General features: G+C 74.1%; 23 protein-coding genes and 1 pseudogene. 7 read left to right on the plus strand and 17 right to left on the minus strand.

Annotated features, from left to right (window positions below; genetic code table 11):
• Together AB0N63_RS13395 and AB0N63_RS13400 are read right to left on the minus strand one after the other, a co-directional pair.
• The gene (locus tag AB0N63_RS13395; protein WP_365528180.1) at positions 1–1,038 is read right to left on the minus strand and encodes a lytic polysaccharide monooxygenase; all 1,038 of its coding nucleotides are present in this window, start codon (positions 1,036–1,038) and stop codon (positions 1–3) included.
• Positions 1,039–1,439: 401 nt separating this feature from the next.
• Complete coding sequence (locus AB0N63_RS13400; RefSeq protein WP_086025454.1) at positions 1,440–1,577, minus strand: hypothetical protein; 138 nt, start codon at positions 1,575–1,577, stop codon at positions 1,440–1,442.
• 170 nt (positions 1,578–1,747) lie between these two features.
• Here AB0N63_RS13400 and AB0N63_RS13405 point away from each other — a divergent pair, with 170 nt between their 5' ends.
• Positions 1,748–2,374, plus strand: coding sequence for a class I SAM-dependent methyltransferase (locus tag AB0N63_RS13405; RefSeq protein WP_365528184.1), 627 nt, complete (start codon positions 1,748–1,750; stop codon positions 2,372–2,374).
• A gap of 93 nt (positions 2,375–2,467) precedes the next feature.
• On the opposite strand, the gene AB0N63_RS13410 is transcribed toward AB0N63_RS13405, so the two are convergent.
• Positions 2,468–3,421, minus strand: coding sequence for a GNAT family N-acetyltransferase (locus AB0N63_RS13410; RefSeq protein ID WP_365528187.1), 954 nt, complete (start codon positions 3,419–3,421; stop codon positions 2,468–2,470).
• A gap of 71 nt (positions 3,422–3,492) precedes the next feature.
• Between AB0N63_RS13410 and AB0N63_RS13415 the strand changes: the two genes are divergently transcribed.
• Positions 3,493–3,861: a GntR family transcriptional regulator gene (locus AB0N63_RS13415; RefSeq protein ID WP_365528190.1), complete on the plus strand. Its 369-nt coding sequence runs from the start codon at positions 3,493–3,495 to the stop codon at positions 3,859–3,861.
• A 211-nt stretch (positions 3,862–4,072) separates the two neighbouring features.
• On the opposite strand, the gene AB0N63_RS13420 is transcribed toward AB0N63_RS13415, so the two are convergent.
• Entirely contained in the window at positions 4,073–4,846 is a 774-nt protein-coding gene (locus AB0N63_RS13420) for a DUF72 domain-containing protein (protein ID WP_365528193.1), read from the minus strand.
• Between the two features lie 77 nt (positions 4,847–4,923).
• Positions 4,924–6,018 carry a DUF5925 domain-containing protein gene (locus tag AB0N63_RS13425; RefSeq protein WP_365528196.1) on the minus strand — a complete coding sequence of 365 codons (1,095 nt, stop codon included), beginning with the start codon at positions 6,016–6,018 and terminating at the stop codon, positions 4,924–4,926.
• 131 nt (positions 6,019–6,149) lie between these two features.
• Between AB0N63_RS13425 and AB0N63_RS13430 the strand changes: the two genes are divergently transcribed.
• Entirely contained in the window at positions 6,150–7,571 is a 1,422-nt protein-coding gene (locus AB0N63_RS13430; protein WP_365528199.1) for a xylan 1,4-beta-xylosidase, read from the plus strand.
• A gap of 79 nt (positions 7,572–7,650) precedes the next feature.
• Here the strand turns inward: AB0N63_RS13430 and AB0N63_RS13435 are convergent, their stop codons facing one another.
• The 6 genes from AB0N63_RS13435 to AB0N63_RS13460 all read right to left on the minus strand — a co-directional run bounded on the left by AB0N63_RS13435 (position 7,651) and on the right by AB0N63_RS13460 (position 16,220).
• Positions 7,651–11,460 carry a lipopolysaccharide biosynthesis protein gene (locus AB0N63_RS13435; RefSeq protein ID WP_365528202.1) on the minus strand — a complete coding sequence of 1,270 codons (3,810 nt, stop codon included), beginning with the start codon at positions 11,458–11,460 and terminating at the stop codon, positions 7,651–7,653.
• Positions 11,453–12,256 carry a polysaccharide deacetylase family protein gene (locus AB0N63_RS13440; RefSeq protein WP_365528204.1) on the minus strand — a complete coding sequence of 268 codons (804 nt, stop codon included), beginning with the start codon at positions 12,254–12,256 and terminating at the stop codon, positions 11,453–11,455. Before AB0N63_RS13440 ends, AB0N63_RS13435 begins: the two co-directional genes overlap by 8 nt.
• Entirely contained in the window at positions 12,253–13,479 is a 1,227-nt protein-coding gene (locus AB0N63_RS13445; protein ID WP_365528207.1) for a glycosyltransferase family 2 protein, read from the minus strand. The genes AB0N63_RS13440 and AB0N63_RS13445 overlap by 4 nt, the downstream gene beginning before the upstream one ends.
• Entirely contained in the window at positions 13,476–14,309 is an 834-nt protein-coding gene (locus AB0N63_RS13450) for a glycosyltransferase family 2 protein (RefSeq protein WP_365528209.1), read from the minus strand. Before AB0N63_RS13450 ends, AB0N63_RS13445 begins: the two co-directional genes overlap by 4 nt.
• A 383-nt stretch (positions 14,310–14,692) precedes the next feature.
• Complete coding sequence (locus tag AB0N63_RS13455; RefSeq protein ID WP_365528212.1) at positions 14,693–15,793, minus strand: GNAT family N-acetyltransferase; 1,101 nt, start codon at positions 15,791–15,793, stop codon at positions 14,693–14,695.
• 1 nt (position 15,794) lies between these two features.
• Positions 15,795–16,220 carry a hypothetical protein gene (locus AB0N63_RS13460; protein ID WP_365528214.1) on the minus strand — a complete coding sequence of 142 codons (426 nt, stop codon included), beginning with the start codon at positions 16,218–16,220 and terminating at the stop codon, positions 15,795–15,797.
• A 264-nt stretch (positions 16,221–16,484) separates the two neighbouring features.
• Here AB0N63_RS13460 and AB0N63_RS13465 point away from each other — a divergent pair, with 264 nt between their 5' ends.
• Complete coding sequence (locus tag AB0N63_RS13465) at positions 16,485–17,294, plus strand: SGNH/GDSL hydrolase family protein (protein ID WP_365528217.1); 810 nt, start codon at positions 16,485–16,487, stop codon at positions 17,292–17,294.
• Positions 17,295–17,902: 608 nt separating this feature from the next.
• Positions 17,903–18,172 (plus strand): hypothetical protein, encoded by a 270-nt coding sequence (locus tag AB0N63_RS13470; protein WP_009187810.1) that lies wholly within the window; start codon positions 17,903–17,905, stop codon positions 18,170–18,172.
• Between the two features lie 63 nt (positions 18,173–18,235).
• Here the strand turns inward: AB0N63_RS13470 and AB0N63_RS13475 are convergent, their stop codons facing one another.
• The 3 genes from AB0N63_RS13475 to AB0N63_RS13485 form a co-directional block, all read right to left on the minus strand.
• On the minus strand, positions 18,236–19,432 hold the full coding sequence (locus AB0N63_RS13475) for a CaiB/BaiF CoA-transferase family protein (RefSeq protein ID WP_365528219.1): 1,197 nt from the start codon (positions 19,430–19,432) through the stop codon (positions 18,236–18,238).
• A 77-nt stretch (positions 19,433–19,509) separates the two neighbouring features.
• Complete coding sequence (locus AB0N63_RS13480) at positions 19,510–20,292, minus strand: ABC transporter permease (RefSeq protein WP_365528222.1); 783 nt, start codon at positions 20,290–20,292, stop codon at positions 19,510–19,512.
• Entirely contained in the window at positions 20,289–21,242 is a 954-nt protein-coding gene (locus tag AB0N63_RS13485; protein ID WP_365528224.1) for an ATP-binding cassette domain-containing protein, read from the minus strand. The genes AB0N63_RS13480 and AB0N63_RS13485 overlap by 4 nt, the downstream gene beginning before the upstream one ends.
• 64 nt (positions 21,243–21,306) lie before the next feature.
• Between AB0N63_RS13485 and AB0N63_RS13490 the strand changes: the two genes are divergently transcribed.
• Positions 21,307–22,020 (plus strand): TetR/AcrR family transcriptional regulator, encoded by a 714-nt coding sequence (locus AB0N63_RS13490; protein ID WP_365528226.1) that lies wholly within the window; start codon positions 21,307–21,309, stop codon positions 22,018–22,020.
• 28 nt (positions 22,021–22,048) lie between these two features.
• On the opposite strand, the gene AB0N63_RS13495 is transcribed toward AB0N63_RS13490, so the two are convergent.
• Genes AB0N63_RS13495 through hmgA form a run of 3 tightly spaced genes read right to left on the minus strand, consistent with a single transcriptional unit; the run spans position 22,049 to position 25,387 of the window.
• Positions 22,049–23,227: a type ISP restriction/modification enzyme gene (locus AB0N63_RS13495; protein WP_365528754.1), complete on the minus strand. Its 1,179-nt coding sequence runs from the start codon at positions 23,225–23,227 to the stop codon at positions 22,049–22,051.
• Between the two features lie 44 nt (positions 23,228–23,271).
• Complete coding sequence (locus tag AB0N63_RS13500) at positions 23,272–24,021, minus strand: GntR family transcriptional regulator (protein WP_365528228.1); 750 nt, start codon at positions 24,019–24,021, stop codon at positions 23,272–23,274.
• Positions 24,022–24,070: 49 nt separating this feature from the next.
• A complete protein-coding gene (gene hmgA / locus AB0N63_RS13505) occupies positions 24,071–25,387 on the minus strand; it encodes a homogentisate 1,2-dioxygenase (RefSeq protein ID WP_365528231.1) in 1,317 nt (438 codons plus the stop codon).
• A 156-nt stretch (positions 25,388–25,543) separates the two neighbouring features.
• Between hmgA and AB0N63_RS13510 the strand changes: the two are divergent.
• A pseudogene (locus AB0N63_RS13510) lies at positions 25,544–26,041 on the plus strand (hypothetical protein); the annotation flags it as partial.
• Positions 26,042–26,190 lie beyond the last annotated feature (149 nt).

Raw genomic sequence — 26,190 nt, forward strand, 5'->3', positions numbered from 1 at the left:
TCACACGCACGCCCCCGCCGCACTCATCCGCCGTCGTGCGCGCTCTCCCCCCGGCCTGCCGCCCGCGCCCGCCCCCCCGCCGGCCCCCCCCCCCCCCCCGCGGCCGGAGCCGGCCGTGGCGGTCGCGGCGGCCGCCGCAGCGGAGTCCGCGGCGGAGGCCGGGGTGGGGTCCGGGTCCGGGGCGGCGGTGGGGTCCGTGGTCGTGGCGGGGTCGTCGTCGCCGTGGCCGTGGTGCTCGATGGTCGACTTGCCGGTCCCCGCCTCGATCTGCCGATCGGTCGGCGCGGAGGCAGCGGGCGCCGGTGCGCTGCCGCCGCCTTCGGGACGGCTTCCCGCGCCGCTGCCGCCGAAGGTCACGTCCGAGCAGGAGTAGAACGCCTCCGGGCTGTCCGAACGCTGCCAGACCGCGTACAGCAGCTGCCTGCCGCTGCGCTCGGGCAGGGTGCCCGAGAAGGTGTAGAAGCCGCCCGAGGCCACCGGGTCGGTGACCGTCGCGACCGGGTGCCGGAGATCCAGGTCGGACCAGGCCAGCGGCTTCGCCGGGTCGTAGCCGGGCTTGGTGACGTAGACGGTGAAGGTGCCCTTGTGCGGGGCGGTCACGCGGTACTCGAAGGTGTACGCGCCGCTCTTGACCGAGGTCGCCGGCCAGTCCGCGCGGGCCAGGTCGAGCCCCTTGAACTCCTCGTTGTTCGCGCTGCACAGCTTGCCGTCGGGGATCAGGGCCTGGTGCCGCCCGCCCGCGTCGCCGATCCGGATGCCGTTCCAGTCGTAGAGCGCCTGAGTGCCGCCGGCCGCGACCGCCGCCCGGCACGCCGCCGACCTGGGGCTCTCCGGACCCTCCGCGTAGCACTGCGAGATCCGGCTGACCGGGTCGCCCATCGAACCGTGCGCGGCGGCGGGGGACGCGGCGAGCGCGGTCAGGGCGAGCGGGGCCAGACCGAGGACGGCCAGCGCGGCGGCCGTACGGCGGCGGGACGTCCCCTGCTCGGACACCGCGCAGGGCCTGGGGAGGAAGGACACCGAGGACACCAAGGACATGCCGGAACTCCTGGGAGGGCTCTGATGCGGGACGGGGCGGACGGGATCCCGTGGGTGATCAGAAGCTAGCCCGGGAAGACCGGGAAACGGCCTGCTGGGGGCGGGGGAGGGCGATCCTTATGGTGACGTTAAGGAAGCGCTCAGGCTGTCCTCAGGAAGGCCGGCCGCGGCGGGCCGCGCGGACCCGCCGCGGCCGGCCCGCGCGCGCGGCGTCGCCGGCGCGCACGGTGCGTGCGGCAGGAAAAATCGCCGTCCACCCCGGCGCGCACGGCAGGGGAGTGGGACGGCGACTGCTGGGACTCGTGGCGGTGACGTGCGCGCGTGCGCCGCGTGGCCGTGGGTCACGACCGGGTCAGCTGCCGCGGACGGCCGCTCTGACGCGTCTCATCGGCCGACCCCCGTCATCCGTCCGGCCACCATGTGCGCGCGATGTCCTTGCGGACCTCCGGCCGCCCGGCGGGACGTTCGTCGACCACTTCCTCCCGGACCCGTCGGGTGTCCGTCTTCCTCAGGGGCTTCTGCACTGTCACACGGCGCATCGGTGCCTCCTTCGACGCCTACCGGGTTCCGTGTTCTCACGGAGGTAGACCTTTCGGGCGAGAGTTCCTCATCGGTGCGGGTCTGTCTGTGGCGGCTGTCACGAACAGGACGTCAGTGTCGGGTGTCACCCCGGGGCCGGATGTCAGTGGCGGGTGCCACCCTGGGGCGCATGAGTGAACCGATCACGACCGACGGTCACGCGACGGCACCGGCCTCCGTCGACTGGGACGCACAGGCCGCCGTCTTCGACGACGAGCCGGATCACGGGCTGCGCGATCCGCTGGTGCGCGCCGCCTGGGCCGACCGGCTCCGCGGCTGGCTGCCCGCACCGCCCGCCGACGTGCTCGACCTCGGCTGTGGCACGGGCAGCCTGTCGCTGCTCGCCGCCGAACAGGGACACCGGGTGACGGGCGTCGACCTGTCCGAGGCCATGATCGAACGGGCCCGCGTCAAGCTCGCCGGCCATGACGCGGTGTTCCTGCCCGGTGACGCGGCCCGCCCGCCGGTCGGAGAGCGGCGCTTCGACGTCGTCCTCGTCCGCCATGTGCTGTGGGCGCTGCCCGATCCCACCGGTGCGCTGGCGCACTGGCGGAGCCTGCTGCGGGCCTCGGGGCGGCTCGTCCTGGTCGAAGGCGTCTGGGGGACGGTCACGCCCGTCGGCATACCCAAGGATCGGCTTCTCACTCTTCTCGCCCCCCTCACGGAGCACATCCGTGTGGAACATCTGTCCGAGGATGTACGCCTGTGGGGGAAGGAGGTCGCCGACGAGCGGTACGCCGTGGTGGCCGGGCCGTGAGGCCGGGGAGCCCGGCGGACCCAGCGGTTCCGGTGCTCCGGGGCGGTGGCGCGGCGGGACGACACGGCGGTGGCGCGCGGGGCGTCCGGCGGCTCAGGCCTGGGGCGTGGCCGTGGCCGGGCCGAGGTCGCGGAGGTACCGCACCTCGCTCGCGCACCTCTCGTACCCGAACCACTCGTTGATCGCGAGCATCGGCCCGTTGTCGCTGTCGTTGCCGGTCAGCGCCTCCGTGTACCCGGCGGCGCGGGCGCGGTGCAGCGAGTCGTTCTTGGCGAGCTTGGCCAGGCCCCGGCCGCGGAAGGCCCGCGCGGTGCCCGTCATCGCCGTGACGTACCGGCCGGCGCCGTCCGTGTGGGCGGCGGTGAAGGCCGCGGGCCGTCCGTCGACCACCGCCACCGAGGTCAGCTCGGCGTCGAGCAGCGGATGCCGCCAGGTCTCGGCCAGCCATGCCTCGTAGTCGGTGATCTCGAAGTCGACGTCGCTCGGCTCGTCGGCGGTGGTCTCCGCGTCCAGTGCGAACAGCGGACGCGGGTCGGCGGCGAAGTCCGAGCCGCGGCGCAGCTCCACGCCCGGCGGCAGGTCCCGCAGCGGCGGCAGCTCGCCGGCGGCCAGGTCGAGGCGGAAGAAGTGCGCGGAGCGGCCGGCGCGGTAGCCGTGGCGTTCGGCGAAGGCGCGGTTGCCCGGCTCGTCCAGCACCCAGGAGTGCAGCCGGCGCCCGCCGTGCGCGGCCAGGTGCTCCTCGGCGGCCCGCACCAGGGCGGTTCCCGCGCCGCGGCGGGTGTGCTCGGGGTGGACGTACACGTTGATGTTGCCCTGGCCCGGCTCGGGGCTCTGGTACGACAGGTGCACCTGTGCCGTGCCGATCACCTCGCCGTCGGCGACGGCGACCAGCGGCCGGTAGTGGGCGTCGGGATGCAGATGGGTGAGGTCGTGGACGAGCGTTTCAGGAGTGGTCAGGCCGTACGGCATCGCGATGTGCCGGACCCGGGCGAAGCCCTCGAGGTCGGCGCGCGCGTCGGGGCGGAGCTCACGGACGATCACGGTCATGAGGGCGCACGCTACGGGGGCGGTGCGGTCGGGCGCCTCCCATTTTCGGGCGGGTGCGCGACAATCGGCCCGTGACCTTGAAGATCCACATCGACGACGGCGCGGCCCCCTATGAGCAGGTGCGGGCGCAGATCTCCGAGCAGGCCCGGTCGGGCGCGCTGCCGGTCGGCTACCGGCTGCCGACCGTGCGCGGTCTGGCCGAGTCGCTCGGGCTCGCGGCGAACACGGTCGCCAAGGCGTACCGGGCGCTGGAGGCGGACGGCGTGATCGAGACGCGGGGCCGCAACGGCACGTTCGTGGCCGCCGCGGGGCCCGCCTCCGCCCGCGAGGCGGCGAGCGCGGCGCAGGCATACGCGGAGCGGGTACGGCGACTCGGCCTCACCGAGGACGCGGCCCTCGCCACCGCCCGCGACGCCCTCCGCGCGGCCTACGACCGGTAACCCGCACCGCCGCACACGCCCGGGCCCACGTGTACGGGCCGCCCCCGCCACGGGAGGGGCGCCGCCGTACGGGCCACCGAGCCCCGCACACGGACGCGGCCCGCCGCACGCGCCCGGGAGGCCGGAACACCGCGCACCCGCACGCGGCCTCCCCGGCCGCGCCCCGCCCCGCGCGGCCTCGCCGGCACGCCCCCCATCGCGCCGTGACCGCTCACGCCCCCACCGGCAGGCGGGCCGGGCAGCGGGTCACCGTGCGGTCGGCCCTGCGCGCCGCGGCGGCGAAGACGGTCGCGTCCTCGACCGCCGCGCCCGTCGGGTCGTTGTTGAAGTACGCGTACACGTCCCGCTCGTCCGGCCAGGTCGTCGCGATCCGGTCCACCCAGGTCTCCAGCGAGCGGCGGCCGTAGTGCGGCCAGGCACGCGCCCGGCCCACGTGGAAGCGGACGTAGCCCCAGCCGGCGGTCCGCCACAACGGCGTCACCGGGCGGCCGTGGGCGTCCGCCCAGCACAGGGCCGCACCCCGCGCCTCCAGCACCTCGCGCACCCGCGGCGTCCACCACGAGTCGTGACGCGGCTCGACCGCGACCCGGGCGCCGGGCGGGAAGCAGGCGAGACAGGCATCCAGCAGGGCCGGGTCCGCGCGCAGCGTGGGCGGCAGCTGGAGCAGCACCGGCCCGAGCCGGTCGCCCAGCCCCGCCGCGCGCGTCATCAGGCGGTGCACCGGCTCCGCCGGCTCACGCAGCCGTTTGACATGGGTGAGGAAGCGGCTCGCCTTGACCGCGATCACGAAGTCCGCCGGGATCCGCTCACGCCAGGCCTCGAACGTCTCCCGCTCCGGCAGCCGGTAGAAGGCGTTGTTCAGCTCCACCGTGGCGAACGCGGCGGCGTACTCCTCGAGCCACAGCCGCGTCGGGCACCCGGGCGGGTACAGCACGCCCCGCCAGTCCTTGTACTGCCAGCCCGACGTCCCGACGAACAGGGTCATACGACCATCACAACACCGGATCAGCGCAAGGGCACGGAACGCGCGTCCCGCCCGGCACGCCCCCGCGCTCGCGTCCGCTACAGGTACAGCCCCGCGTCCGCCCCCTCGCGCGGCTCCGGGAGCGCCGTCGGCGAGGTGCCCCGGCGCAGCGCGTACAGCTCGGCCAGGGTGGCCCCGTCGCGTCCCACGCCCTCCTCGGCGCCCAGCCAGGTCACCGCCTCCTGGCGGGTCAGCCTCCCCACCTCGATCCGGGCCAGACAGCGGCCCGGCCGGACCACGGCAGGGTGCAGCCGCTCCAGGTCCTCGTTGGTGGTGACGCCGACCAGCACGTTGCGGCCCTGGCCGAGCAGGCCGTCGGTGAGGTTCAGCAGCCGGGACAGCGCCTGCCCGGCCGTGTGCTTGGCCTCGCCGCGGATCAGCTCGTCGCAGTCCTCCAGGAGCAGCAGCCGCCAGCGGCCCTTGCCCGCCGCGTCCTCCTCGCCGATCGCGATGTCCATCAGATAGCCGACGTCGCTGAACAGCCGCTCCGGGTCCAGGACGCAGTCCACCTGGCACCAGTCCCGCCAGGAGCGGGCCAGTGTGCGCAGCGCGGAGGTCTTGCCGGTGCCCGGCGGGCCGTGCAGCAGCAGGAGCCGGCCCGCGATGTCCTCGGGCGTCGTCCTCATCAGGCGCTCCATCGCGTCCGCGACCGGCGCCGTGTAGTTCGCCCGCACCTCCTCCCAGGTGCCGGCCGAGATCTGCCGGGTGGTGCGGTACGGGCCGCGCCGGGGGGAGACGTACCAGAAGCCCATCGTCACGTTCTCCGGCTGCGGCTCGGGCTCGTCGGCCGCGCCGTCCGTGGCCCGGCCGAGGACCTTCTGCGCCAGCTCGGCGCTGGTCGCCGTGACCGTCACATCGGCGCCCCGGTTCCAGCGGGACACCAGCAGCGTCCAGCCGTCGCCCTCGGCGAGGGTCGCGCTGCGGTCGTCGTCCCGGGCCACCCGCAGCACCCGGGCGCCGTCCGGCAGCAGCGTGGCGCCCGGGCGGACCCGCTCGATGTTCGCCGCGTGGGAGTACGGCTGCTCGCCCGTCGCGAAGCGGCCGAGGAACAGCGCGTCGACGACGTCGGACGGCGAGTCGGAGTCGTCGACGTTGAGCCGGACCGGCAGAGCGTCGTAAGGGTTCGCAGACATGCCGCCATGATCCGCCACCGGACCGCCCCACGCACCCCGTTTGCCGGGCGCGCGCCGTGTCGGCCCCGTCAGGACGCCGAACCCGCCAAACCCTGTCCGCGACGCGATTCCCGCCCGTACTGTTGTCCTTGATGGGACGTCATGGGTGGAATTCGGGGGCGGGGCGGTGGCGGCTCACCGCGCTGCTGGGGGTGGGCGCCGCGGCGCTGGCCCTGGTGGTGGCCCTGCTCAACGCACTGCCCGGCGGCGCGAGCACCGAGGGCACCACACGCGACGGGGCACGGGCGCACGGCACCCCGGCCGCGCCCCGGCACGCGGACGCGCCGTCCGTGGGCTGGGGGTTCACGCACACCCAGTTCAGCGCCGACCAGGGCAGCCCCGCCGCCGTGGACCGCGTCAAGGGACTGCTGGGCAAGGACGGCGGGCTCCCGCAGAACCAGGCGATCATGGGCTGGGGCGCCGACAACCCGGAACCGGTCGAGGGACGCTACGACTTCGCCGCGCTGGACCGCCGGATCGACTTCATGCGCTCCTCCGGCGCCACCCCGGTGATCACCCTGTGCTGCGCCCCGGACTGGATGAAGGGCGGCCGGGCCGGCGTCGACAACACCGACTGGAGCCAGTCCGCCCTGGAGACGGCCCCCACCCCCGGCCACTACGCCGACTACGCCGCCCTCGCCGCGGCCGTCGCCGAACGCTACCCGGACGTCCGCCACTTCATCGTCTGGAACGAGTTCAAGGGCTTCTGGAACGACGGCGCCTCCCGCTGGGACTACGAGGGCTACACCAAGCTGTACAACCTGGTCTACCGGGCGCTCAAACGGATCGATCCCCAGATCATGGTCGGCGGACCGTACCTGGTCATGGACAGCCTCGACCCGCGGCAGAAGGACAACGCCTCCGCCGCGCTGCGCGGCGACTGGGGCGCGATGGACCAGCGGGTCCTGGACGCCTTCGCCTACTGGAACGCGCACAAGGCCGGCGCGGACTTCGTGGTCGTGGACGGCTCCAGCTACACCAAGGACGACGATCTGCTGCCGGACGAGTTCGCCGCCACCGAGAAGTTCACGGCCGTCGGCCGGTGGGTGCGGCAGCAGACGCACGGCCTGCCCCTGTGGTGGGCCGAGTACTACGTCGAGCCCGCCGACGGCAACGACGACCGCAAGGGCTGGACCGAGCAGCGGCGCCTCGCCGTCCAGGCCGCCGGGATGATCGCCATGGCCGAGGGCGGCGCCACCTCCGGCTTCTACTGGAACCCGGAGGAGGAGAAGGGCGCCGGCTGTCCCGGCTGTCTGTGGACGCCCACCGACGGCGCGGACGGCGGCCGCGCCCTGCCGATGCACGGCCTGGTCTCCCGCTTCGGCCGCTCCTTCCCGCCCGGCACCCGCTACGAGACGGTCGCCGTCGCCCCGGACGACGTGCCCGACGTCCGCGTCCTGGCGAGCGCCAAGACGGTCCTCGTGGTCAACACGCGAAACCACCCGACCAGCGCCCGGGTCGACGGCCGCCGCTTCGAGCTGAAGGCGTACGAGGTGAAGTGGCTCGACCGCTGACCAGCGCCCGAGCCGCACCTGACCGGACGCCGCCCCGAGCCGTCCGACCGGGCCCCGCCCGAGCCACTCCCGCCCCGGGCTAGCCGCGTCCCATCGTCATGAACCGCTGCACCAGCGAGGCCGACAGCACCGCCAGCAGGGGCAGCGAGAACCAGAAGCTGCCCTGGAGCCAGTGCAGTTTGCGCACGCTGGGCCGCACCGCCACCCGGACCACCTCGCGCGCCCCGAGCAGCACGACCAGGGCGAGCGCCGCGAGCGCGCCGACCACCGACCACGGCGTCCAGGTCACCTCGGGGCCGATCGGTCCGGGCCGCGGCGCGGGCGCCGCACCCGGGGGCGGCTCGCGCAGCGCGTACATGCTCACGTCGCCGTTGACGAGGACCCGGGTCAGCTCGCTCCGCCCGTCGAGGTTCCGCAGCAGCCGCGCCTCCCAGGTGGCCGAGTAGCCCTTGTCCAGCCGCAGAGAGGAGACCTGGCTCTCGTTGACCATGAGGTACGAGTGCGGGCCCGCGTCCCTGAGCGCCTTGACCAGGCCCGACACCAGCACGGGGTCGGCCGGCGCCAGGGTCGGCACATAGTCGACGCGCTCCATGTCCCGCGCCCCCCACGGCATGGCCGGGGTGACGTCGTTGACGGGGTCGTCGCTCAGCCACAGCAGCCGTACGGTCGGCCGGTCGTGGGCGTAGACGTACTCCATCGCGGCGACCTCGCCGGGTCTGATCCGCTCGAACGGCTCGTTGCCCCACCGGGCCACAAGGAAGCCGCCCATCAGCAGCAGCCCCGTCAGCAGCGCGGCCAGCGGGGCCAGGCTCGCCCGGTCCTTCTCGCGTTCCCGGGCGGTGACCCCGGCGCGCGGGAACAGGGCCAGCCCGGCGAGCAGCCCGGCCCCGGGCAGCGCGAACATGAAGACCCTGAGCGCCATCTCGCCGCCGTAGGACTGCATGCCGAAGCCGAGGAACGGCACGAACGTCAGCACCGGCAGTGACCGTTCCCGGTACCGGTGCCCGCGCCGCCGCCACCAGCCCCAGCAGGCCAGCGCCAGCACCGTCCCGGCCAGCAGCACCCGCGTGTACAGCACCAGCTTGTGCGTGGGGTCGCCGCCCTCGATACGGCCCGAGACGGAGGTCGAGACATTGCCGCCGACCCCGCCCACCCCGCCGAACAGCTCGTCGAAGTGCCCGGACCAGTACGGCTCGGCCATGAAGCCCAGCCAGCACACCACCAGCACCGTGAACAGGACGGGCAGGCCGCGCAGTTCGCAGCGGCCGGCCAGGACGAGCGCGGCCAGCACGCCCAGCATCACGAACGGCGTGAGCTGGTGGGCCGGGACGGTGGCGGCGAACAGACCGATCACCACCGCGAGCAGCACGGTCCGCTGCCGCCGGTCGGCCGGCTCGACCTCCGCCTCGCCGGGCCGCGCCGTCGTCCACAGCATGCGCGGCGCCCGGAACCAGACCAGCAGGACCGCGACGAAGACCAGGTAGAGCAGATAGGTGAAGCCCTGCGGGGAGAAGTAGTCCTGGCCGACCCAGCCGCCCAGCACGAAGATCCACACCCCGGTCCACTTGGCGCGCCAGCCCGCCCGCATCGAACGGGTCAGCAGGAACATCGGCGGCAGATGGAGGAGTTGGACGGTCAGCGGCCACCAGCGGATGACCTCGGTGAAGTCGCTCAGCCCACAGGCCTTCGCGGCGAACGCGGCCACCGCGAAGAACCCCGGCCAGCTCCAGCGCGCGTCCAGGTCGGGCACGGCCTCGCCGGTGCGGTCGATGTAGTCGATGAAGCCGAGGTGCTGCCAGGCCGTGGCGAACCGCGGCTCGGTCTCGATCACCGCGGGCAGCGCGTGCAGCGAGACCACGGTCGCCAGCAGCGTCACCACCAGCAGCGCCCGGTGCTCGCGGCGCGGCCGGAGCAGTGCGGCGAACACCGTGACCAGCAGCGCCGCTCCGGCCAGCGTCGCCGGCGGCAGCACCGAGACGAGTCCGAGCCCGCCCATCCGGTCCAGGTCGGCGTCGGTCAGCCGCAGCGCGGGCACCCAGTACAGCAGCAGCGCGGCGACCAGCAGGCAGCCGAGGACGACCCCGGACCGGGTGGGCGCGAGGCGACTCGGCCGGATGGCCGGGGGAGCGCCGTCCTCCGGCGCCGTCTCCGCCGCCGGACCGGGTGCCTCCACCGCCGCACCGGCGGCCTCCGGTACGACCGTCTCCCCGGCGAAGAGGACCGGCCCGTCCGGTGCTTCCCGTCGCGGCTCCCCGGCGGGGTCCGGCCCGCCGGGCACGACCGTCCGCTCCCCGGTGGTGAACGGCGCGTCCACTTCTCGCCCGGCCGCCGGCCCCGGCGGGGCGGTGCCGGCCGGCGGGGTGCCCGGTCCGGGGCGTACGTCGGGCCGGCGCTCCACATGGTCGAAGTCGACATGGATGCCGAGGGCCAGGGTGTCGGACTCCGGCGCCCACGCGGGCCGTCGCCGGCCCTTCCCGGCGCCGTCCTCGCCCGCGCCCAGGTCGGCGAGGTCACCGTCGGGCGCCACGTCCTCGGGGACGCCCCGGGCCGGTGCGGCCCGGACCGTCCGGTACAGCTTCGGCGCGGCGATCGCCACGATCACGGCGAGACTGGAGATCTCCGCGACGCCCGCCCCGGTGAGCCCCGTCCGCGGCAGCAACAACAGCGTCAGCCCGAGCACCAGCACGCACAACAGGCCCTGCAACCAGGCCAGTCCGGCGGTACGGCTCTGCGCGCGCAGCACCGCGAAGTACGTCTCCGTCACCACCCGCAGCAGCGCGCCGACCGCGAACCAGCGCAGCAGCGGGGTCGCCGCGTGCGCGTACCCCGCGCCGAAGACGTGCAGGATCTGCGGGGCGAGCAGGAACAGCAGCCCGCAGATCGGCAGCATGATCCGGGCCATGCGCCCGAGGGCCGCCCGGGTGTTGGCGGCCAGCCGCGCCGGGTCGTGCGAGCCCTCCACGGTCAGCGAGGCGCCCATGTTGATGGCGAGCAGGTTGACGGTGCCGCCGATGGTCGTGGTGATGTAGAAGTAGGCGTTGTCCGCCGAGCTGACCTGCGAGGCGATGATCACCGGCACCAGGTAGACCACGGCGAGCGAGAACAGCGAGCCGGTGTAGTCGCCGGCCAGGAAGCGCCCCAGCTCGCGGGCGGAGGGCGGCCTGGCGTGCCGTTCGGTCGCCGCCACGTGCCGGGGCACCAGCCGCCGGAACACCAGCCAGCCCAGCGGCACCACGGAGGTGGCGATGGCGACGACCCAGGAGACGAACACCCCGGTGGTGGCGAGCACGGTGGCAAGGCCCACCAGCAGCGCCAGCTTCACCGCCGAGAACACGGTGTTGCCCACGGGCACCCACGGCGCGCTGCGCAGCCCGGTCAGTACCCCGTCCTGGAGGGTGAGCAGGTTCCACGCCATCACGGCCGCGATGAAGCCGAGCCCGTGCGAGAGCCCGTGCAGGAAGCGGTACGACGGCCCCCAGACGTCCAGGGTCAGCAGGAACACCGCCGCCGCGCACGCCACCACCAGCGAACTGCCCGCGTAGGTACGGGCGATGAGGCGTCCGGTGGCGCGGCCGGAGACGGGGATGAACCGGGCCAGCGCCCCGGTGAGCGTGACCGCGGTCAGTCCGGCCAGGAACTTCATGGCGGCGATCGCGGCGGAGCCCTGGCCGACGGCGGAGTCGGAGTAGTAGCGGGCGGCGACCAGCCAGAAGCCGAGGCCCAGCACCGCGGAGATCCCGGTGTTGAGCATCAGCGCGTAGGCGTTGCGGAACAGCTGGCCGCCGCCGGGGGACTCGCCCCGGCCGGGCAGGCGCAGCCGGCGTGCCGGCCGCTCGGGCGCCTCGGGTCCGGGCGCCGGTTCCTCGGTGGTGGTGGTCGTGTCAGACACGGGTGAGGGAAGCCTTCCGGCCGAGCTGGCGGGCTCTGCGGACCAGGGCGTACCCCTTGGTGAGGGCACGGTCCCGGGCGAAGTCGCGGGCGATCGAGCGGCCCTGGACGAGTCGTGTGAACTCCTCGACGGTGGTGGAGCGGCGCACGGTCAGCCGCCGTACCGCGTACGGCCCCTGGCTGCGGCGGGCCAGCGCGTTGCCCACGGCGAGCGCCTGCCGGTAGCCGGCGGCCCTGACACGGGCGCGCACCCGGTGGCTGGAGTAGCCGTACGGGTAGGCGAACGAGACCGGCACGGCGCCCAGTTCACCGGCGACGATCTCCTTGCAGCGGATCAGCTCCGTCCACAGGGCGTCGTCGTCGAGCTGGTCGAGCTGCGGGTGGGTGTGGCTGTGCCCGCCGATCTCGACTCCGACGGCGGCCAGTTCCCGCACCTGGTCCCAGTCGAGCATGGCGTCCAGGCCGCCGCCCGTGTCGTGGGCGCCGCGCAGCCAGCCGGTGGAGACGAACAGCGTGGCCCGGAAGCCGTGTTCCGCGAGGGCGGGCAGGGCGTGCCGGTGGACGCCCTCGTAGCCGTCGTCGAAGGTGATCAGGACCGGGTCGCGTGGCAGCGGCCGGGAGCCGGGGCCGCGCCAGTGGGCGGCGAGTTCTGCCGTGGTGACCGGATGGCGGCCCAGCTCGCGCAGCACCGCCATCTGCTCGGCGAAGGCGGCGGGGGACACGGACAGGTCCCGAGTGGCCGCGTTCGGCTCGTCGGCCACCGCGTGGTACATCAGCACCGGCACGGCTGCGTTCATACGGATCTGCCCCCCACCGCTCTTCCTCCCACCGCTTCCTCGTTCGCCCCGGTCCGCGGGCCGCCCGCGGCGGTCCGGTCCGTCGCGGCCGTCGTGCCGCCTGCGGCCTTCTCGCCCGCCTCGGTCGTCCGGCCGTCCGCGGCCTCTTCGCGCTCCTGGCTCTTGCCACCGCCCGCGGCGTCCCCGTCGGCTCCGGGTCCGGCGGCCGTGAGCCGCGGCGCCCCGGCGGCGGCGTCCGCGGCCCCGGCGGCCGGCGCCGAGAACGCCGTGCCGCCCCGGCGGGCCCGGACGGTGCCGACGGCGTAGCCGCCGGCCGCCGTCAGCACCCCGGCGACGATCGCCCCGGCCCGGCCCGCGCCGCCCTCCCGGGCCAGCAGCGCGTCCCGCAGCCCGCGCGCCACCCCGGCGGGCAGCACCCGGGTCGTGTAACGGCGTTCGGACTCCAGCCCCTTGGCCGCGCCGACGCTGCGCGCCACCAGCGCCTTGGACAGGCCCTCGGCCCAGGTACGGGTGCGGAAGTAGCGGAAGCGCTCGCGGGCGTGCGGCACCCGGTGGTGGATGACCGCCCGGTCGTCGATCAGGAGCACCGCGTCCGGGCGGGCCCGGCTGAGCCGGATGCAGAGCTCGGTCTCCTCGCAGCCCAGCGGACGGCGGTCGCCGTCCCGGCCGATGCCGGTGGCGAAGCCGCCCGCCGCGTCGAACGCGGTGCGCCGGAAGGAGGCGTTGCCGCCGAGCACGTTGCGCACCCGGACCCGGCCGGGCGGCAGGCCCTTGTAGGTGCAGCCCACCACCCAGTCGAACTCCTCCGGGAACCAGGCCGGCCGGCGTCCCGACTCCCACACGGGCACCGTCCGGCCGCCGACCGCCAGCACCTCCGGGTCGGTGTAGGCCTCGGCGAAGCGGCGCAGCCAGTCCCGCTCGGCCACCGCGTCGTCGTCCAGGAAGGCGATCACCTCGCCCCGGGAGGCGGCGATGCCGGTGTTGCGGCCGGCGGACAGGCCGCGCGGGCCCGCGTTGGCGAGCACCCGCACCCCACCGCTCGCCTCCGGGTCCCTGTAGTGGCCGGCCAGTCGGTCCAGGAGCGCCCGGTTGTGGTCCACGACCAGCAGCGTCTCCAGGGCCGGCCGGGACTGCGCCCGCACCGAGGCGACCGCGGCGAGGATGTCCTCCCAGCGGTCCTCGGTGTAGACGCAGATCACGACGGAGATGTCCGGACCGGTCAAGACGTCTCTCCCGGGAACGTGCCGAGCATCGGGGAGTGCCGCTCCTGGCGGCGCAGTTCGCGCCGGTTGGAACGCTCGGCGAGGATCACCTTCAGCACCCGGAGGCCGTCCCGCACGGCGCGCAGATTGCTGGCGCCGTGGATGCGCAGATACTCGTAGCTGGGGATCTCCTGCACCTTCAGTCCGGCCTTGACCACTCTGATGTTCATCAGGGTCTCGACCTCGAAGCCGGTGCAGTCCAGCTCGATCTTGTCCAGGCAGTGCCGCCAGAAGGCGTTGTAGCCGTAGCACAGGTCGGTGTAGCGGGCGCCGAACTTGCGGTTGACCACGGCGCACAGTACGCGGTTGCCGAGCTTGCGCACGAAGGTCATGTCGTCGGTGCCGCCGCCGTTGGCGAAGCGGGAGCCCTTGGCGAAGTCGGCGCCCGAGACCAGGGCGGAGACATAGCTGACGATCTCGCCGCCGTCGGCCGAGCCGTCCGCGTCGACCATCACGATAATGTCGCCGGTGCACGCCTCGAAGCCGGTGATCAGCGCGTCGCCCTTGCCCTTGCCCTGCTGCGGGACGACCCGCACGCCGGGCCACAGTTCGCGGGCGGTCTCGACGGTGCCGTCGGTGGAGTCGCCGTCGACGAGCACCACTTCATGTATCCAGTCCGGCAGTGTCCTGAAGACGTAGGGCAGGTTCTCCGCCTCGTTCATGGCGGGGATCACCACGCTCACCGGCGGCGTGATGGCCAGGTGCGAGGAGATCGGCCGGTACTGGGCGGTCGTGGACGGGGCGGTCGTGGACGGGGCGTCCGCGGCCGGCCGGCGCAGAACGTAGCTCATGGGTTGTGTCCCTCTCGTCCGGCGGACCGCCCGCCCCCGGGCGGCCCGGCTGTGTGTCCGGTTCGAAAGGGGGGCTCTCACCTTGTGGGCACGGCGGAGCGGTCCCCGGGCCCACCGGGTGAGCTGGCAGAACTGACCGGCCGCCAAAGTCGCGGCGGCCGACCGCGCGGCACGGCCCGATCGCCCCTCGGCGACCAGGCACGGCACCCCCCTGCCGCGCCTCACTCCGGCCTGTCCCGGTTTCTGAGCCCTCCCCTGGAACCGCGTGCGGACGGGCCGGTGCGAGTGAGATGTACGACGGTATTGACGATAGAGCCGGTATGGCAAGACCTGATATCAGATCTCACGTTTTCAGGGATTTCGCTGGATTTCCGTGGTACGTGTCAAGCTCGGTGCTTTGAGCGAATTCGCCCCATCTGTTTCAGCAGTCGGTCGGCCGGCTGGAACAGTTCCGGCCGCGACTGCACCGCGTTGCGCAGCGCCCGGACCGGGGCGCGGCGCGCCCGGTGTCCGACCGCCACCGGGTGGCGGCGCGTCACCCAGCCCTCGGACACGCTCAGTTCGCGTGTCTTGAGGGAGTCCTTGTACTCCTTCTGGCCCCGCCCGAGATCGAGGTACGCGATGCCCTCGGCGGCGGCCGCCTCGGCCATCCGCAGATGCAGGACCAGGCCCGGCGAGTACTTCGCGTACGCCGGGTCGTACGCCGGGAACCAGCAGGCGAGCACCCGCTCGGTGCGCAGCCCGAAGTGGGCGGCGACCGGCTCGCCGCCGGCGTACAGCACCGACAGGACGCCCGCGAACGGTTCGGAGCGGGTGTGGAAGAGCCGGGTCACCAGATCGGTGATCCAGGCGTGCGCGAAGCGGTCGCTGCGCCCGGTGCGGCGGTACTGCGCCGACTTCCAGGCCATCAGCGTGGTCAGCACGGCCGGATCGCGTTCGTCGTGGACGTAGGCCACCGGGCCGGCGTCCCGGCCGAGCCGACGGTCCTTGGCGAGGGTGGTGCGGGTGAACTTCGGCGAGCGGGCGCGCAGTTCACCCAGATAGGCGTCGTAGCCCCGGTCGACGTCCATCACCGGGGACGGGAAGGCGCCGGAGGCCCCCGCCTCGAACGGCTCCTGGCCCGCGACCAGATGGTCGAACTCCCAGACCGCGAGCCCGCAGGCCCGCAGCAGTTCGCGGGCGTCCCAGGTGAAGCCGGGCCGGTGCACCATGCCCTGGCAGTCGGAGACGCCGAGTCCGACCGCCCGGCCGACCCCGGCGGCCGATCTCTGGAACGGGAAGAACGCCACCGGTTCGCCGCCCTCGCGGACCACCGCGATCCGCACCCCGCGTCTGCACCGCCCCACCGCGAGGGCGAACTCGGGTGCGAGGAACGGATTGGCCAGTTCCTCCGCGCCGTGCAGATGGGCCTTGGACTGCAGTGCCGTCCACACGGTCCGGTCGGCGGCGCTCAGTTCGCCGGGGCGGTACACACTGATGTCCACGTCACAGGCCCCGTCTTCTCGCCGCGCGGTCACGCCGGCGCCGTACGGCGGCCAGCAGCAGGACGGCGGCGCTGAAGACGGCCACGGTCACGATCCCGCCGGGGACGGACCACCGGTGCACGGCCAGCATCCCCTGGGCGACCAGCATGTCGAGGGCGACCGCGCCCGCCAGCGAGACGAGGGCCCGGGCCGCGGGGTCCAGTCCGCCGAGCAGCGCGGCGATCGCGGCGGCCGGCGCGGCGAGCAGGAAGAACAGGGCGGTCGGGCCGCGCAGCGGCGAGTGGGAGCCGGTCAGCGCGAGCAGCGCCCCGAGACCGGCGACGGCCGTCGCGGCGCCCGCGAGCCACGGCGCGAGGTCCCTCCCCGGACCCGGCCGCGCACGCTCCGCGCCGTCTGTTGGAGCTGTCTTGACGTGGATGGTCTGCATTGGCGACTTTGCCCCCCGAAGCGCCGGATGCCGGGCTTCAATGTCGCGCAGTCGTGCGGGGCCGTCAAGACGCACCCGGCACCCGTAGGAGTGCATCCCGGCGGTCGAAACCTCTTTCCGCTGGTGGCTGACGGGGTGTCGGACAACCGTACGGAACCCCCTCTTTCTGGTTGAACGCCAAAGAATTTTTGGCATGGACACTTCCGGTCAACGCGCGTAGCTGCTACCACAGTTGACGCAGAGATCCTGCTAAAGGGAGGTTCCATGAGACGTTCCCGCATCGCCGCCCGAGTCAGCTCGATCCTTGTCGCCGTCGGCCTCGCCCTGACCGGAGCGGCCTCCGCGCAGGCGTCCCAACAGACCGCCGCCGCAGGGGGTTACGTCGCCCTCGGCGACTCCTACTCCTCCGGCGTCGGCGCCGGAAGCTACATCAGCTCCAGCGGCAGCTGCGACCGCAGCACCAAGGCCTACCCCTACCTCTGGAGCGCCGCACACTCCCCGTCGTCGTTCTCCTTCACCGCCTGCTCCGGCGCGAAGACCGACGACGTGCTCGCCGGCCAGCTCGGTTCGCTCAACTCCGCCACCTCGCTGGTCTCCCTCACCATCGGCGGCAACGACGCCGGCTTCGCCGACGTCATGACCACCTGCGTCACCTCGTCCGACAGCACCTGCATCTCCCGCATCAACACCGCCCGGGCGTACGTCACCTCGACGCTGCCCGGAAAGCTCGACAACCTCTACTCGGTGATCCGCGGCAAGGCGCCCTCCGCACGCGTGGTCGTCATCGGCTACCCCCGCTTCTACCAGCTCGGCCAGACCTGCCTCGGCCTGTCCGACACCAAGCGCTCCGCCATCAACGACGCCTCCGACCTCCTGAACACCACCATCGCCAAGGCCGCCGCCAATCACGGCTTCGTCTTCGGTGACGTCCGCACCACCTTCAGCGGCCATGAGATCTGCTCCGGCGACTCCTGGCTGCACAGCGTCAACTGGCTCGACATCGGCGAGTCCTACCACCCGACGGCCAGTGGTCAGTCGGGCGGCTACCTGCCGGTCCTCACCAACGCCGCCTGATCCCCACGGCGGTCGCACCACCCCGCACCGAACGGAGACCCCGTCCCCCGGGGTCTCCGCCTTCTCCTTCTTCTCCGCGCGAGACGGGCTTCCTTTCGCGCGAGACGGCCCTCTTCTCCGCGTGAGACGGGCTTCTTCGCGTGAGATGGGCCACGTTCCCGCCGCTCCCGGCACACGCGCCGCTTCCGGTCGCACCGCCCGGAGCCCGGCGTATCGGAGTGATCGCTTCCGCCGGTGAGGGCATGCCGCGCTCACCCTGAGCGGGGGCGCGGCTCCACCGCGTGGCGAGGCGCACCGGCACCGCGGCACGCGCTCCGGCGCACCACCGCGATCCCGCGGGCTCCGCACGGGCGACACGCCTCCGGCGGCCCGCGGGACGGCCAAGTCGCGGGCATCACTGGCCGTAATCGTGGAATCCGACCAGGGGCCGGTCCGGCCCGGCAGCCAGCCGGTTGTCCAACTCGCCGTGGAATCGGTCGGATTCGGAGAGTAGTCGTCAACACCCTTACGGGGAAGGTGAATCCTGTGACCGTGATACCCGCATGCCCCCATGGGGAGATAGGGTTACTCTGCCCGGGCCGGGTGGACTCGTACGGGTGGGGAGTGACATGGAGCAGATAACAGTGCGCAGCAGGGCGAGGGTCCCTGCGATCACCTGCGGCAGCAGCGCGACCAGCTCGCGTCTCGACCGCCATCTCGCGGTACTGGGCGGCCCCGCCGTCCCGCAGCGCGAAGCGGCCGAGGCGACCCTGCTGATGCGCGAGCTGACCGCGCGTGACACCGCGCACGACCGCACGGGCAGGGGCGCACGGGTGAGCCGGGTGTCGCTGTTCGCGCCCCTGCGCCGGCTGCGCCGCTCGCTGTTCGGCGGTCGCTGACCGCCGTCGGCGCCCTCCGGAGACGCCCCCGGCGTCCCCGGAGCCGCTCAGCAGGCCCCGCGCTCAGGCCACCACCCCGTCCCGGCGCAACGCTGCGATCTCGTCGTCCGCCATCCCCACGGCTCGCAGCAGTGCCTCGGTGTGCTGCCCGAGCGCGGGCACGTCCCCCATCCGCGCCTCGCCCCCGCCCGGCAGAGTGATCGGCGGCAGCAGCGCCTTGAGCGGCCCGACCGGAGTCCCCACCTCCCGCCACCGCTCCCGCGCCGCCAGTTGCGGATGCCCGGCCACCTCGTGCACGTCCCGCAGGCGTGCGCACGCGATCCCCGCGCCCTCCAGCCGCGCCAGCGCCTCGTCCGCGTCCAGCGCGCCCAGCGCCTTCGCGACCAGCTCGTCCGTACGCTCCCGGCGCGCCACCCGCGCCGCGTTCGTCGCGAACGCCGGGTCCGCCCCCAACTCCGGTCGCTCCAGCACCTGTTCGGCCAGCCTGCGCCACTCCCGGTCGTTCTGCACCGACAGCAGGACCCGCCCGCCGTCGGCCGTGCCGTACGCGTCGTAGGGCGCGATCACCGCGTGCGCCAGGCCGGTGCGCGCCGGGGCGGCGCCCCCGTGCATCGCGTGGTGCAGCGGATGGCCCATCCACTCGGCCAGCGCCTCCAGCATCGACACCTCCACCGGCCCGCCCCGCCCGGTCGCCCCGCGCCGCACCAGGGCGGCCAGCACCCCCGAGAAGGCGTACATGGCCGCCGCGATGTCCGCCGCCGGGATGCCCGCCTTCACCGGCCGCCCCGGCGTCCCGGTCACCGACACCAGGCCCGCCTCGCACTGCACGAGCATGTCGTAGGCCCGCTTGTCCGCGTACGGGCCGCCCGAGCCGTACCCCGAGATGTCCACGGCGATCAGCCGCGGGTGCGCGCCGCACAGCGTGGCCGCGTCCAGACCCAGCCGGGCGGCGGCGCCCTGGGCGAGGTTCTGCACGAACACGTCCGCGTCCGCGACCAGCCGCCGCACCACGGCCAGGCCCCGCGGGTCCTTCAGGTCCAGCGCTATCGACTCCTTGCCGCGGTTGCACCACACGAAGTGGGAGGCCAGGCCGCCGGCGGCGGTGTCGTAGCCGCGCGCGAAGTCGCCGCCGTCGATCCGCTCGACCTTGATCACCCGGGCGCCGAGATCGGCGAGCTGCCGGGTCGCGAAGGGGGCCGAGACGGCCTGTTCGACGGCGACGACGGTGATGCCCTCCAGGGGCAGGGGAAGCTGGTCCATGCGCTGGATCATGACCCGCGCACGGGCGTCTTGTCAGCAGCGTCCGCCCCCCTCCAGGCGGGCCGCGGCTCAGCGGCTCAGTCCGCGCCGCGCGCGTACCGGCGTACCGCGAGCGGCGCGCACAGGGCGATCAGCGCCACGCTCCAGGCGAGCGTCCCGGCGACCGGGTGGGCCACCGGCCAGGCGGCGCCGTCCGGGGCGGGGGCGTTGCCGAACAGGTCCCGCAGGGCCGCCGTGACCGCGCTGATCGGGTTCCACTCGGCGACCGCGCGCAGCCAGCCGGCCAGGTCGCCGGTCGGGATGTAGGCGTTGGACAGCAGCGGCAGGACGAACGTCGACGCGCCGAGCTGACCGGCCGCCTCCTCGCTGCGCGAGAGCAGTCCCAGCAGGATGCCCGCCCAGGTGCAGGCGAAGCGGAAGAGCAGCAGCAGGGCCACCGCCCCGGCCGCCCGCGCGGGGCCGCCCTCGATCCGCCAGCCCACGGCCAGCCCGACCAGCAGCAGCGGCACCGTGCCGAGCGCGGTGACGACCAGGTCGGCCACCGCCTGCCCGAGCGGCACCGCCGCCCGGCTCACCGGCAGGGCGCGGAAGCGGTCCGTCACGCCCCGGTGCGTGTCCTGCGCCGCCTGGAACATGCCCGTCATGATCCCGCCCGCCGCCGTCGCCGCCAGCAGGCCCGGCACCAGGAAGGCGCGGTACTCCCGGCCGGGCATCGCCAGCGCGCTGCCGAAGACGTAGCCGAAGAACAGCAGCATGTTGATCGGCATGATCTGGGTCAGGATCGCCAGGCCCGGGTTGTTGCGGACCCGGAGCAGCTGCCGGCCCACCATCGCCGTGCCGTCGTGCGCCAGGGCGTTCATGCCGCGATCTCCTTCACCGGGGTGTCTGCGGTCAGCCGGAGGAACACGTCGTCGAGGGTGGGCGGTCTGAGGCTGACGTCGAGCACGAGGACGCCGGCCGCGTCGAGTTCGCGCACCAGCCGGGGCAGGGTGAGCGTCGGGTCGGTGCAGACCGCGCCGACGGTGACCCGCTCGTGGTCGAGCACCGGCTCGGCGCCCGTGAGCCGGTCCAGCACGGCCGCCGCCCGCGTCAGATCGGCGGCGTCGGCGAGGACGGCCTCGGCGTGGGCGCCGACCAGTGCCTTGAGCTGGGCCGGAGAGCCGGTGTGCGCGATCCGGCCGCGCTCCACCAGGGCGATCTCGTCGGCCAGCCGGTCGGCCTCCTCCAGGTACTGGGTGGTCAGCACCACCGTCGTGCCCTGCTCCTTCAGCTCCTGCACCGCCGCCCAGATCCGGTTGCGGCTGGCCGGGTCGAGACCGGTGGTCGGCTCGTCCAGGAACAGCACGGCCGGGCGGCGCAGCAGACTGGCCGCCAGGTCCAGGCGGCGGCGCATCCCGCCCGAGTAGGTCGAGGCGCAGCGCCCGGCGGCCTCGGTCAGGCCGAACCGCTCCAGCAGCTCGTCGGCGCGGGCGGCGGCGTCCGGGACGCGGTGCAGCCGGGCGAACAGGCGCAGGTTCTGCCGTCCGGTGAGGTCCGCGTCCACGGAGGTGTCCTGGCCGGTCACCCCGATCGCGCGGCGCACGGCGGCCGGCTCGCGCACCAGGTCGTGCCCGGCCACCCGGGCCGAGCCCGCGTCCGGCCGCAGCAGCGTGGTCAGCAGGCGTACGGCCGTGGTCTTGCCGGCGCCGTTGGGCCCGAGCACCCCGCAGACCGTGCCCTCGGCGACCGCCAGGTCCAGCCCGCGCACGGCGTGGATCTCGCCGAACCTCTTCTCCAGACCCTCACTGAGTACAGCGTACGTAGAAGTCATGGCTCGACCATAGCGCACTACGTACGGTGTACGTAACTACGATGGTGGGGCGAGGTGGTGAACCATGGCTGGCCGTGCGGCCCGACCCGAAGTGATCTGGGCCCGTCCCGAGCGGACCGGCCGGGGGCCGAAGCCCGCGTACACGCGCGCGGACATCGCGGCGGCCGCCGTGCGGATCGCCGACGCCGGCGGTCTCGACGCGGTCTCGATGCGGCACGTCGCCGCCGAACTGGGCTGCGGCACGATGTCGCTGTACAACTACGTCCCCCGCAAGGAGGACCTGTACGAGCTGATGGTGGACGCCGTCGGCGGCGAGCACGAGCTGTGGGAGCCGAGCGGCGACTGGCGCGCCGACATGCGCCGGGTCGCGCACCAGTCCCGCGACCTGATGCGCCGTCACACCTGGCTGCCCCGCCTGATGTCCGGGATCTACGGCTTCAGCCCCCACACCCTGCGTTATCTGGAGCACTGCCTGACCTGCCTGGACCCGCTGGAGGCGTCCTACGGCACCAAGATGGAACTCGTCGCCATGCTCAACGCCGTGGTGACCATGTACGTCTCCAACGAGCTGGCCACCGCCGAGCGCACCCGCTCCCTGCCCTGGTCCGAGGCGGAGGAGACCGCCGTGCGGATCGCCTACCTGGGCGGCCAGGTCGCCACCGGCGCCTACCCGCGCATGGCGGCCGCCTTCGCCGAGGGCGCGGGCCCCGTCGACCTTGAGGCGGTGTTCGAGCGGGCGGTGACACGGGTGCTGGACGGCTTCGCGCCCCGCGGCTGAGCCGGCCGCCGCCTGACCGGGGACGCCCTCAGAGCAGGGCGAACTGGCCCTCCGGGCCCTCCTCCTGGTGGTCCAGGACGGTGGCCGGGCGGCGCGCGGACTCCGGTACCGGCAGGACGCCCGCCGCCCGCAGTTCGGCGACGCCGACCGGATCGGTCACCGGCTCCTCAGGTCCTGGGCCGCGGGCCTCGGCGAGCAGGGCCAGGACCGTGATCAGCTCCAGCAGCTCGGACGTCCACGTCTGCGGCCAGGCCGCCGGGCGGATCGCCGCGAGACCGTCCGCCTCGGCGGGGCCGGTGCGGGCCGCGAACCACTGCTCCAGCACCCGGCCCGATGCGGTCTCGAAGTCCCAGGCCGCCGGCGGCACCGGCGCGATACGGCCCTCGTCCAGGTACAGCGCCTCCTCGTCGCGGTCGTAGCGCACGGTCAGCGGGCGGGGCGGCAGTGGTGCGCGGACGTAGGGGCGGCGGCCGCCGGGCAGCTTGGGGCGCTCGCCGTCGCGGCGCATCAGCCACAGCGTGCGGCGGCCCGCCGCCACACCGGCCGCCCACCGCCCGGGGTCCCCGGTGAGCGGGACGACCGGGCCGTCCGGTCCCGGCCGGCCGGCCGTCAGCGTCCAGGCCAGCACGTCCTCCGGGGCCGGGGCGTGCCCGAGACGGCCGGCCAGATGCTCCAGCAGACCGGGCGCGAGGTTGGGCTCCCGGCCCTCCGGGCGGCGGTACAGCGGGCGGACGCGGCCCGGCCGCAGCAGCGGCAGCAGGGAGGTGGCCAGCAGCGGCGGCCGCCCCGGGCCCGGGGCGGCCGGCGTCTCCACGACGAAGACCTGCCGGTCGTCCGCCACCCGCCACAGCTCCGGCCGGGCCGCGTCGATCAGCCGGTGGTCCGGGATCAGCCACTGCTCGTCGAAGGGCGCCGCCAGCACCCGTACCGGCTCCGGGCACGGGCCCGACGCCCGGGCCAGCTTCTCCGTGCCGCCCGAGCGGCCCGGCAACTGCCCCACGGCCGTGGACGGCGTCCGGGCCCGCGTCGGCTCGAAGAGGGCCTCCCGCTCCGCGCCCTCGGCCCGCAGCAGGGCCTCCCAACGGGAGCGCAGACAGGCGGCGTCGGGGGCCGTCGGCCACCCCCGCCCGAGTCGCGGCGGTGCGACGGACCACGGCATGAGGTCCGCCAGCGGCGGAGCGTCGTCGTCGTACGGCACGCCCGGAATCGTACGGCCTGCGCGGCGGGCGCGGGCCAGGGGCCGGGCGGTGCTCAGGTGGCGTCGAGCGTGACCGTGAACGAGAAGCGGTCGCCCCGGTAGTTGATGACCACCACGTCCAGCGGGCGGCCCGCAGTGTCGTAGGTGACGCCCGTGTAGTGCAGGATCGGACTCAGCAGCGGCACGTCCAGCAGCCGGGCCGTCTCCGGATCGGCCAGCCGGGCCTCCACGGTGTCCGTGATCCGGCTGATGTCCGCGCCCACCACGTCCCGCAGCACCTTGGTCATCGGCCAGCGCACCAGATCGTCCGGTGATATCCGCCCGGCCAGCTCCGGACGGACGTAGTTGCGGGCGTGGTTGGTCGGCTCGCCGGTCTTCTCGTCGCCGCGCAGCCGGTGGTACGTCGCCACCTCGCCGAGATCCGGGAAGAACTCGGCGAGTTCGGCGGGCACCGGCGCCCTGCCGTGCTCCAGCAGCTCGGTCGTCATGCCCGACTGCTGGGCCACGATCGCGTCCACCGAGCCGAGGAGCCGCACCGGGGAGCCGCGCCGCGCCTCCGGCTCGATGAACGTGCCGCGCCGCCGGTGCCGGGTGATCAGCCCCTCGTCCTCCAGCTCCTTCAGCGCCTGCCGCATGGTCAGCACGCTCACCCCGTAGTGCCCGGCCAACTGCTCCTCGGTGGGCAGGCGCAGCGGATCGCGGGGGGAGCGGCCGAGGATCGAGGCGCGCAGCGACTGCGACACCTGGTACCACAGCGGCAGCTTGCGGTTCAGGACGATCGAATCCGGGGCGAAGGAGGTCACGGGCCATCCGTACCGGTAGGGGCCGGTCAGTGCAAGGTCGGTCGCGGGGTCAGTGCGTGGGGCGGAAGTGGCGTTCCAGACCCTGCCACACGTCGTCGTATCGCTGCTGGAGATGCTCGGCGCGGGCCGCGTGCGGGGTGAGGGTGACCGGCCAGCGGGTCTCGAACATGAACGCCAGGCCGTCGTCGATCTTCTGCGGCTTCAGCTCGGCCGCGCTCGCCCGGTCGAACGTCTCCCGGTCCGGTCCGTGCGCCGACATCATGTTGTGCAGCGAGCCGCCGCCGGGCACGAAGCCCTCCGCCTTCGCGTCGTAGGCGCCCTCGATCAGGCCCATGTACTCGCTCATCACGTTCCGGTGGAAGTACGGCGGCCGGAAGGTGTCCTCGCCCACGAGCCAGCGCGGCGCGAAGACCACGAAGTCCACGCCGGCCAGGCCCGGGGTGTCGCTCGGCGAGGTCAGCACCGTGAAGATCGACGGGTCCGGGTGGTCGTAGGAGATGGTCCCGATGACGTTGAACCGGCGCAGGTCGTAGACGTACGGCACGTAGTTGCCGTGCCAGGCGACGACGTCGAGCGGGGAGTGGTCGTAGGTCGCGGTCCACAGGTTGCCGCAGAACTTGTTCACCACCTCCACGGGGCCCTCCACGTCCTCGTACGCGGCGACCGGGGCGCGGAAGTCCCGGGCGTTGGCGAGGCCGTTGGCGCCGATGGGACCGAGGTCGGGGAGGCGGAAGGCGGCGCCGTAGTTCTCGCAGACGTAGCCGCGCGCGGTGGCGTCGAGGAGCTCGACCCGGAAGCGCACCCCGCGCGGGATCAGCGCCGTCTCGCCGGGCTCGGCGTGCAGCAGCCCGAACTCCGTGTGCAGCAGCAGCCCGCCGTGCTCGGGGACGATCAACAGTTCGCCGTCCGCGTCGCCGAAGACGCGCTCCATCGAGGAATTGGCGTGGTACAGGTGTACGGCCATGCCGCTGCGCTGGGTGGCGTCGCCGTTGCCGCCGAGGGTCCACAGCCCGGCCAGGAAGTCCGTGCCGGCCTCCGGCTCCGGCAGCGGGTTCCAGCGCAGCCGGTTGGGGTCGGGCACCGCCTGGTTGAACGGCGCGGTGCGCAGGGAGCCGTTGCCGGTGCGGACGAACTTCGGGTGCGCGGCGGACGGCCGGACGCGGTAGAGCCACGAGCGGCGGTTGTGCGCCCTCGGCTCGGTGAAGGCCGTGCCGCTGAGCTGCTCCGCGTACAGGCCGAGGGGGGCGCGCTGGGGGGAGTTGCGGCCCGCCGGCAGTGCGCCCGGAACCGCCTCCGAGCTGTGCTCGTTGCCGAAACCGGAGAGGTAGGCCAGCGCCTCGGCCCTCTTGCGTGCGTCCCCGCTCATCATCGCTCCCTTGCCGACTGATTCCTATGGAACACCGTAGGATTGCGTTTTCCCGGGCGCAAGAGGGCCTCGGCGATCCCGGTCGTCCTGCGGGTGGTGCGGGAACCCGACCTGAGGGGGATCCAGGCTGTCGGACGGTTGTTCTACCCTCCGGACATGACGTCATGGACCCGTGGATCTCTCGCCGCGCTCGCGGCCTGCGTCCTGCTGTGCGCCGGCGCGGCCGGCTGCGGTTCGGGCGGTGCGCGGGGGAGCGGCACGGCGGAGAAGTCGGCATCGCCGGTGGGCAGGGTCGTCGACCGCGCCGACGAGGAGGGGCGGCCCTACCGCGAGGTGGCCCAGGGGGAGGCGCCCGAGGTCGGCGTCGAGGTACGGCCCGACGCCGACGGCAGCTGGGACGTACGGCTGACCGTCCGCCGCTTCCGCTTCTCCCCGGCCGGCGCGGCCGCGCGTCCGGCGGCCGGGCGCGGCCTCGCCCACCTGCTGGTGGACGGCCGCCTGGTCGGCCGCCTGCGCACTCCCGACTACCGCCTCCCCGCCCGCCTCGTCCCGCGCGGCACCCACCACGTCACCGCCCGCCTCTACGCCGACGACGGCACGGTGTGGGCGGTGGCGGGCCGCCCGGTCCAGAGCACCGCGGACATCACGGCGTCGGGACTGGCGCCGGGGGCCGTGCCGTCGGGAGAGGCGTCGTCTCCGGGAGCCGTGGGGGCAACGGAGGGCGGGCCGGGGTCGGGTGCGCCGAGTGCGACGGCTGCGGGGGCGGGTTCGCCGGGGTCGAAGGAGGCGGGGCCGGGGGCGAA

The sequence above is a fragment of the Streptomyces sp. NPDC093260 genome, from assembly GCF_040683715.1.
GTDB classification, from domain to species: domain Bacteria; phylum Actinomycetota; class Actinomycetes; order Streptomycetales; family Streptomycetaceae; genus Streptomyces; species Streptomyces sennicomposti.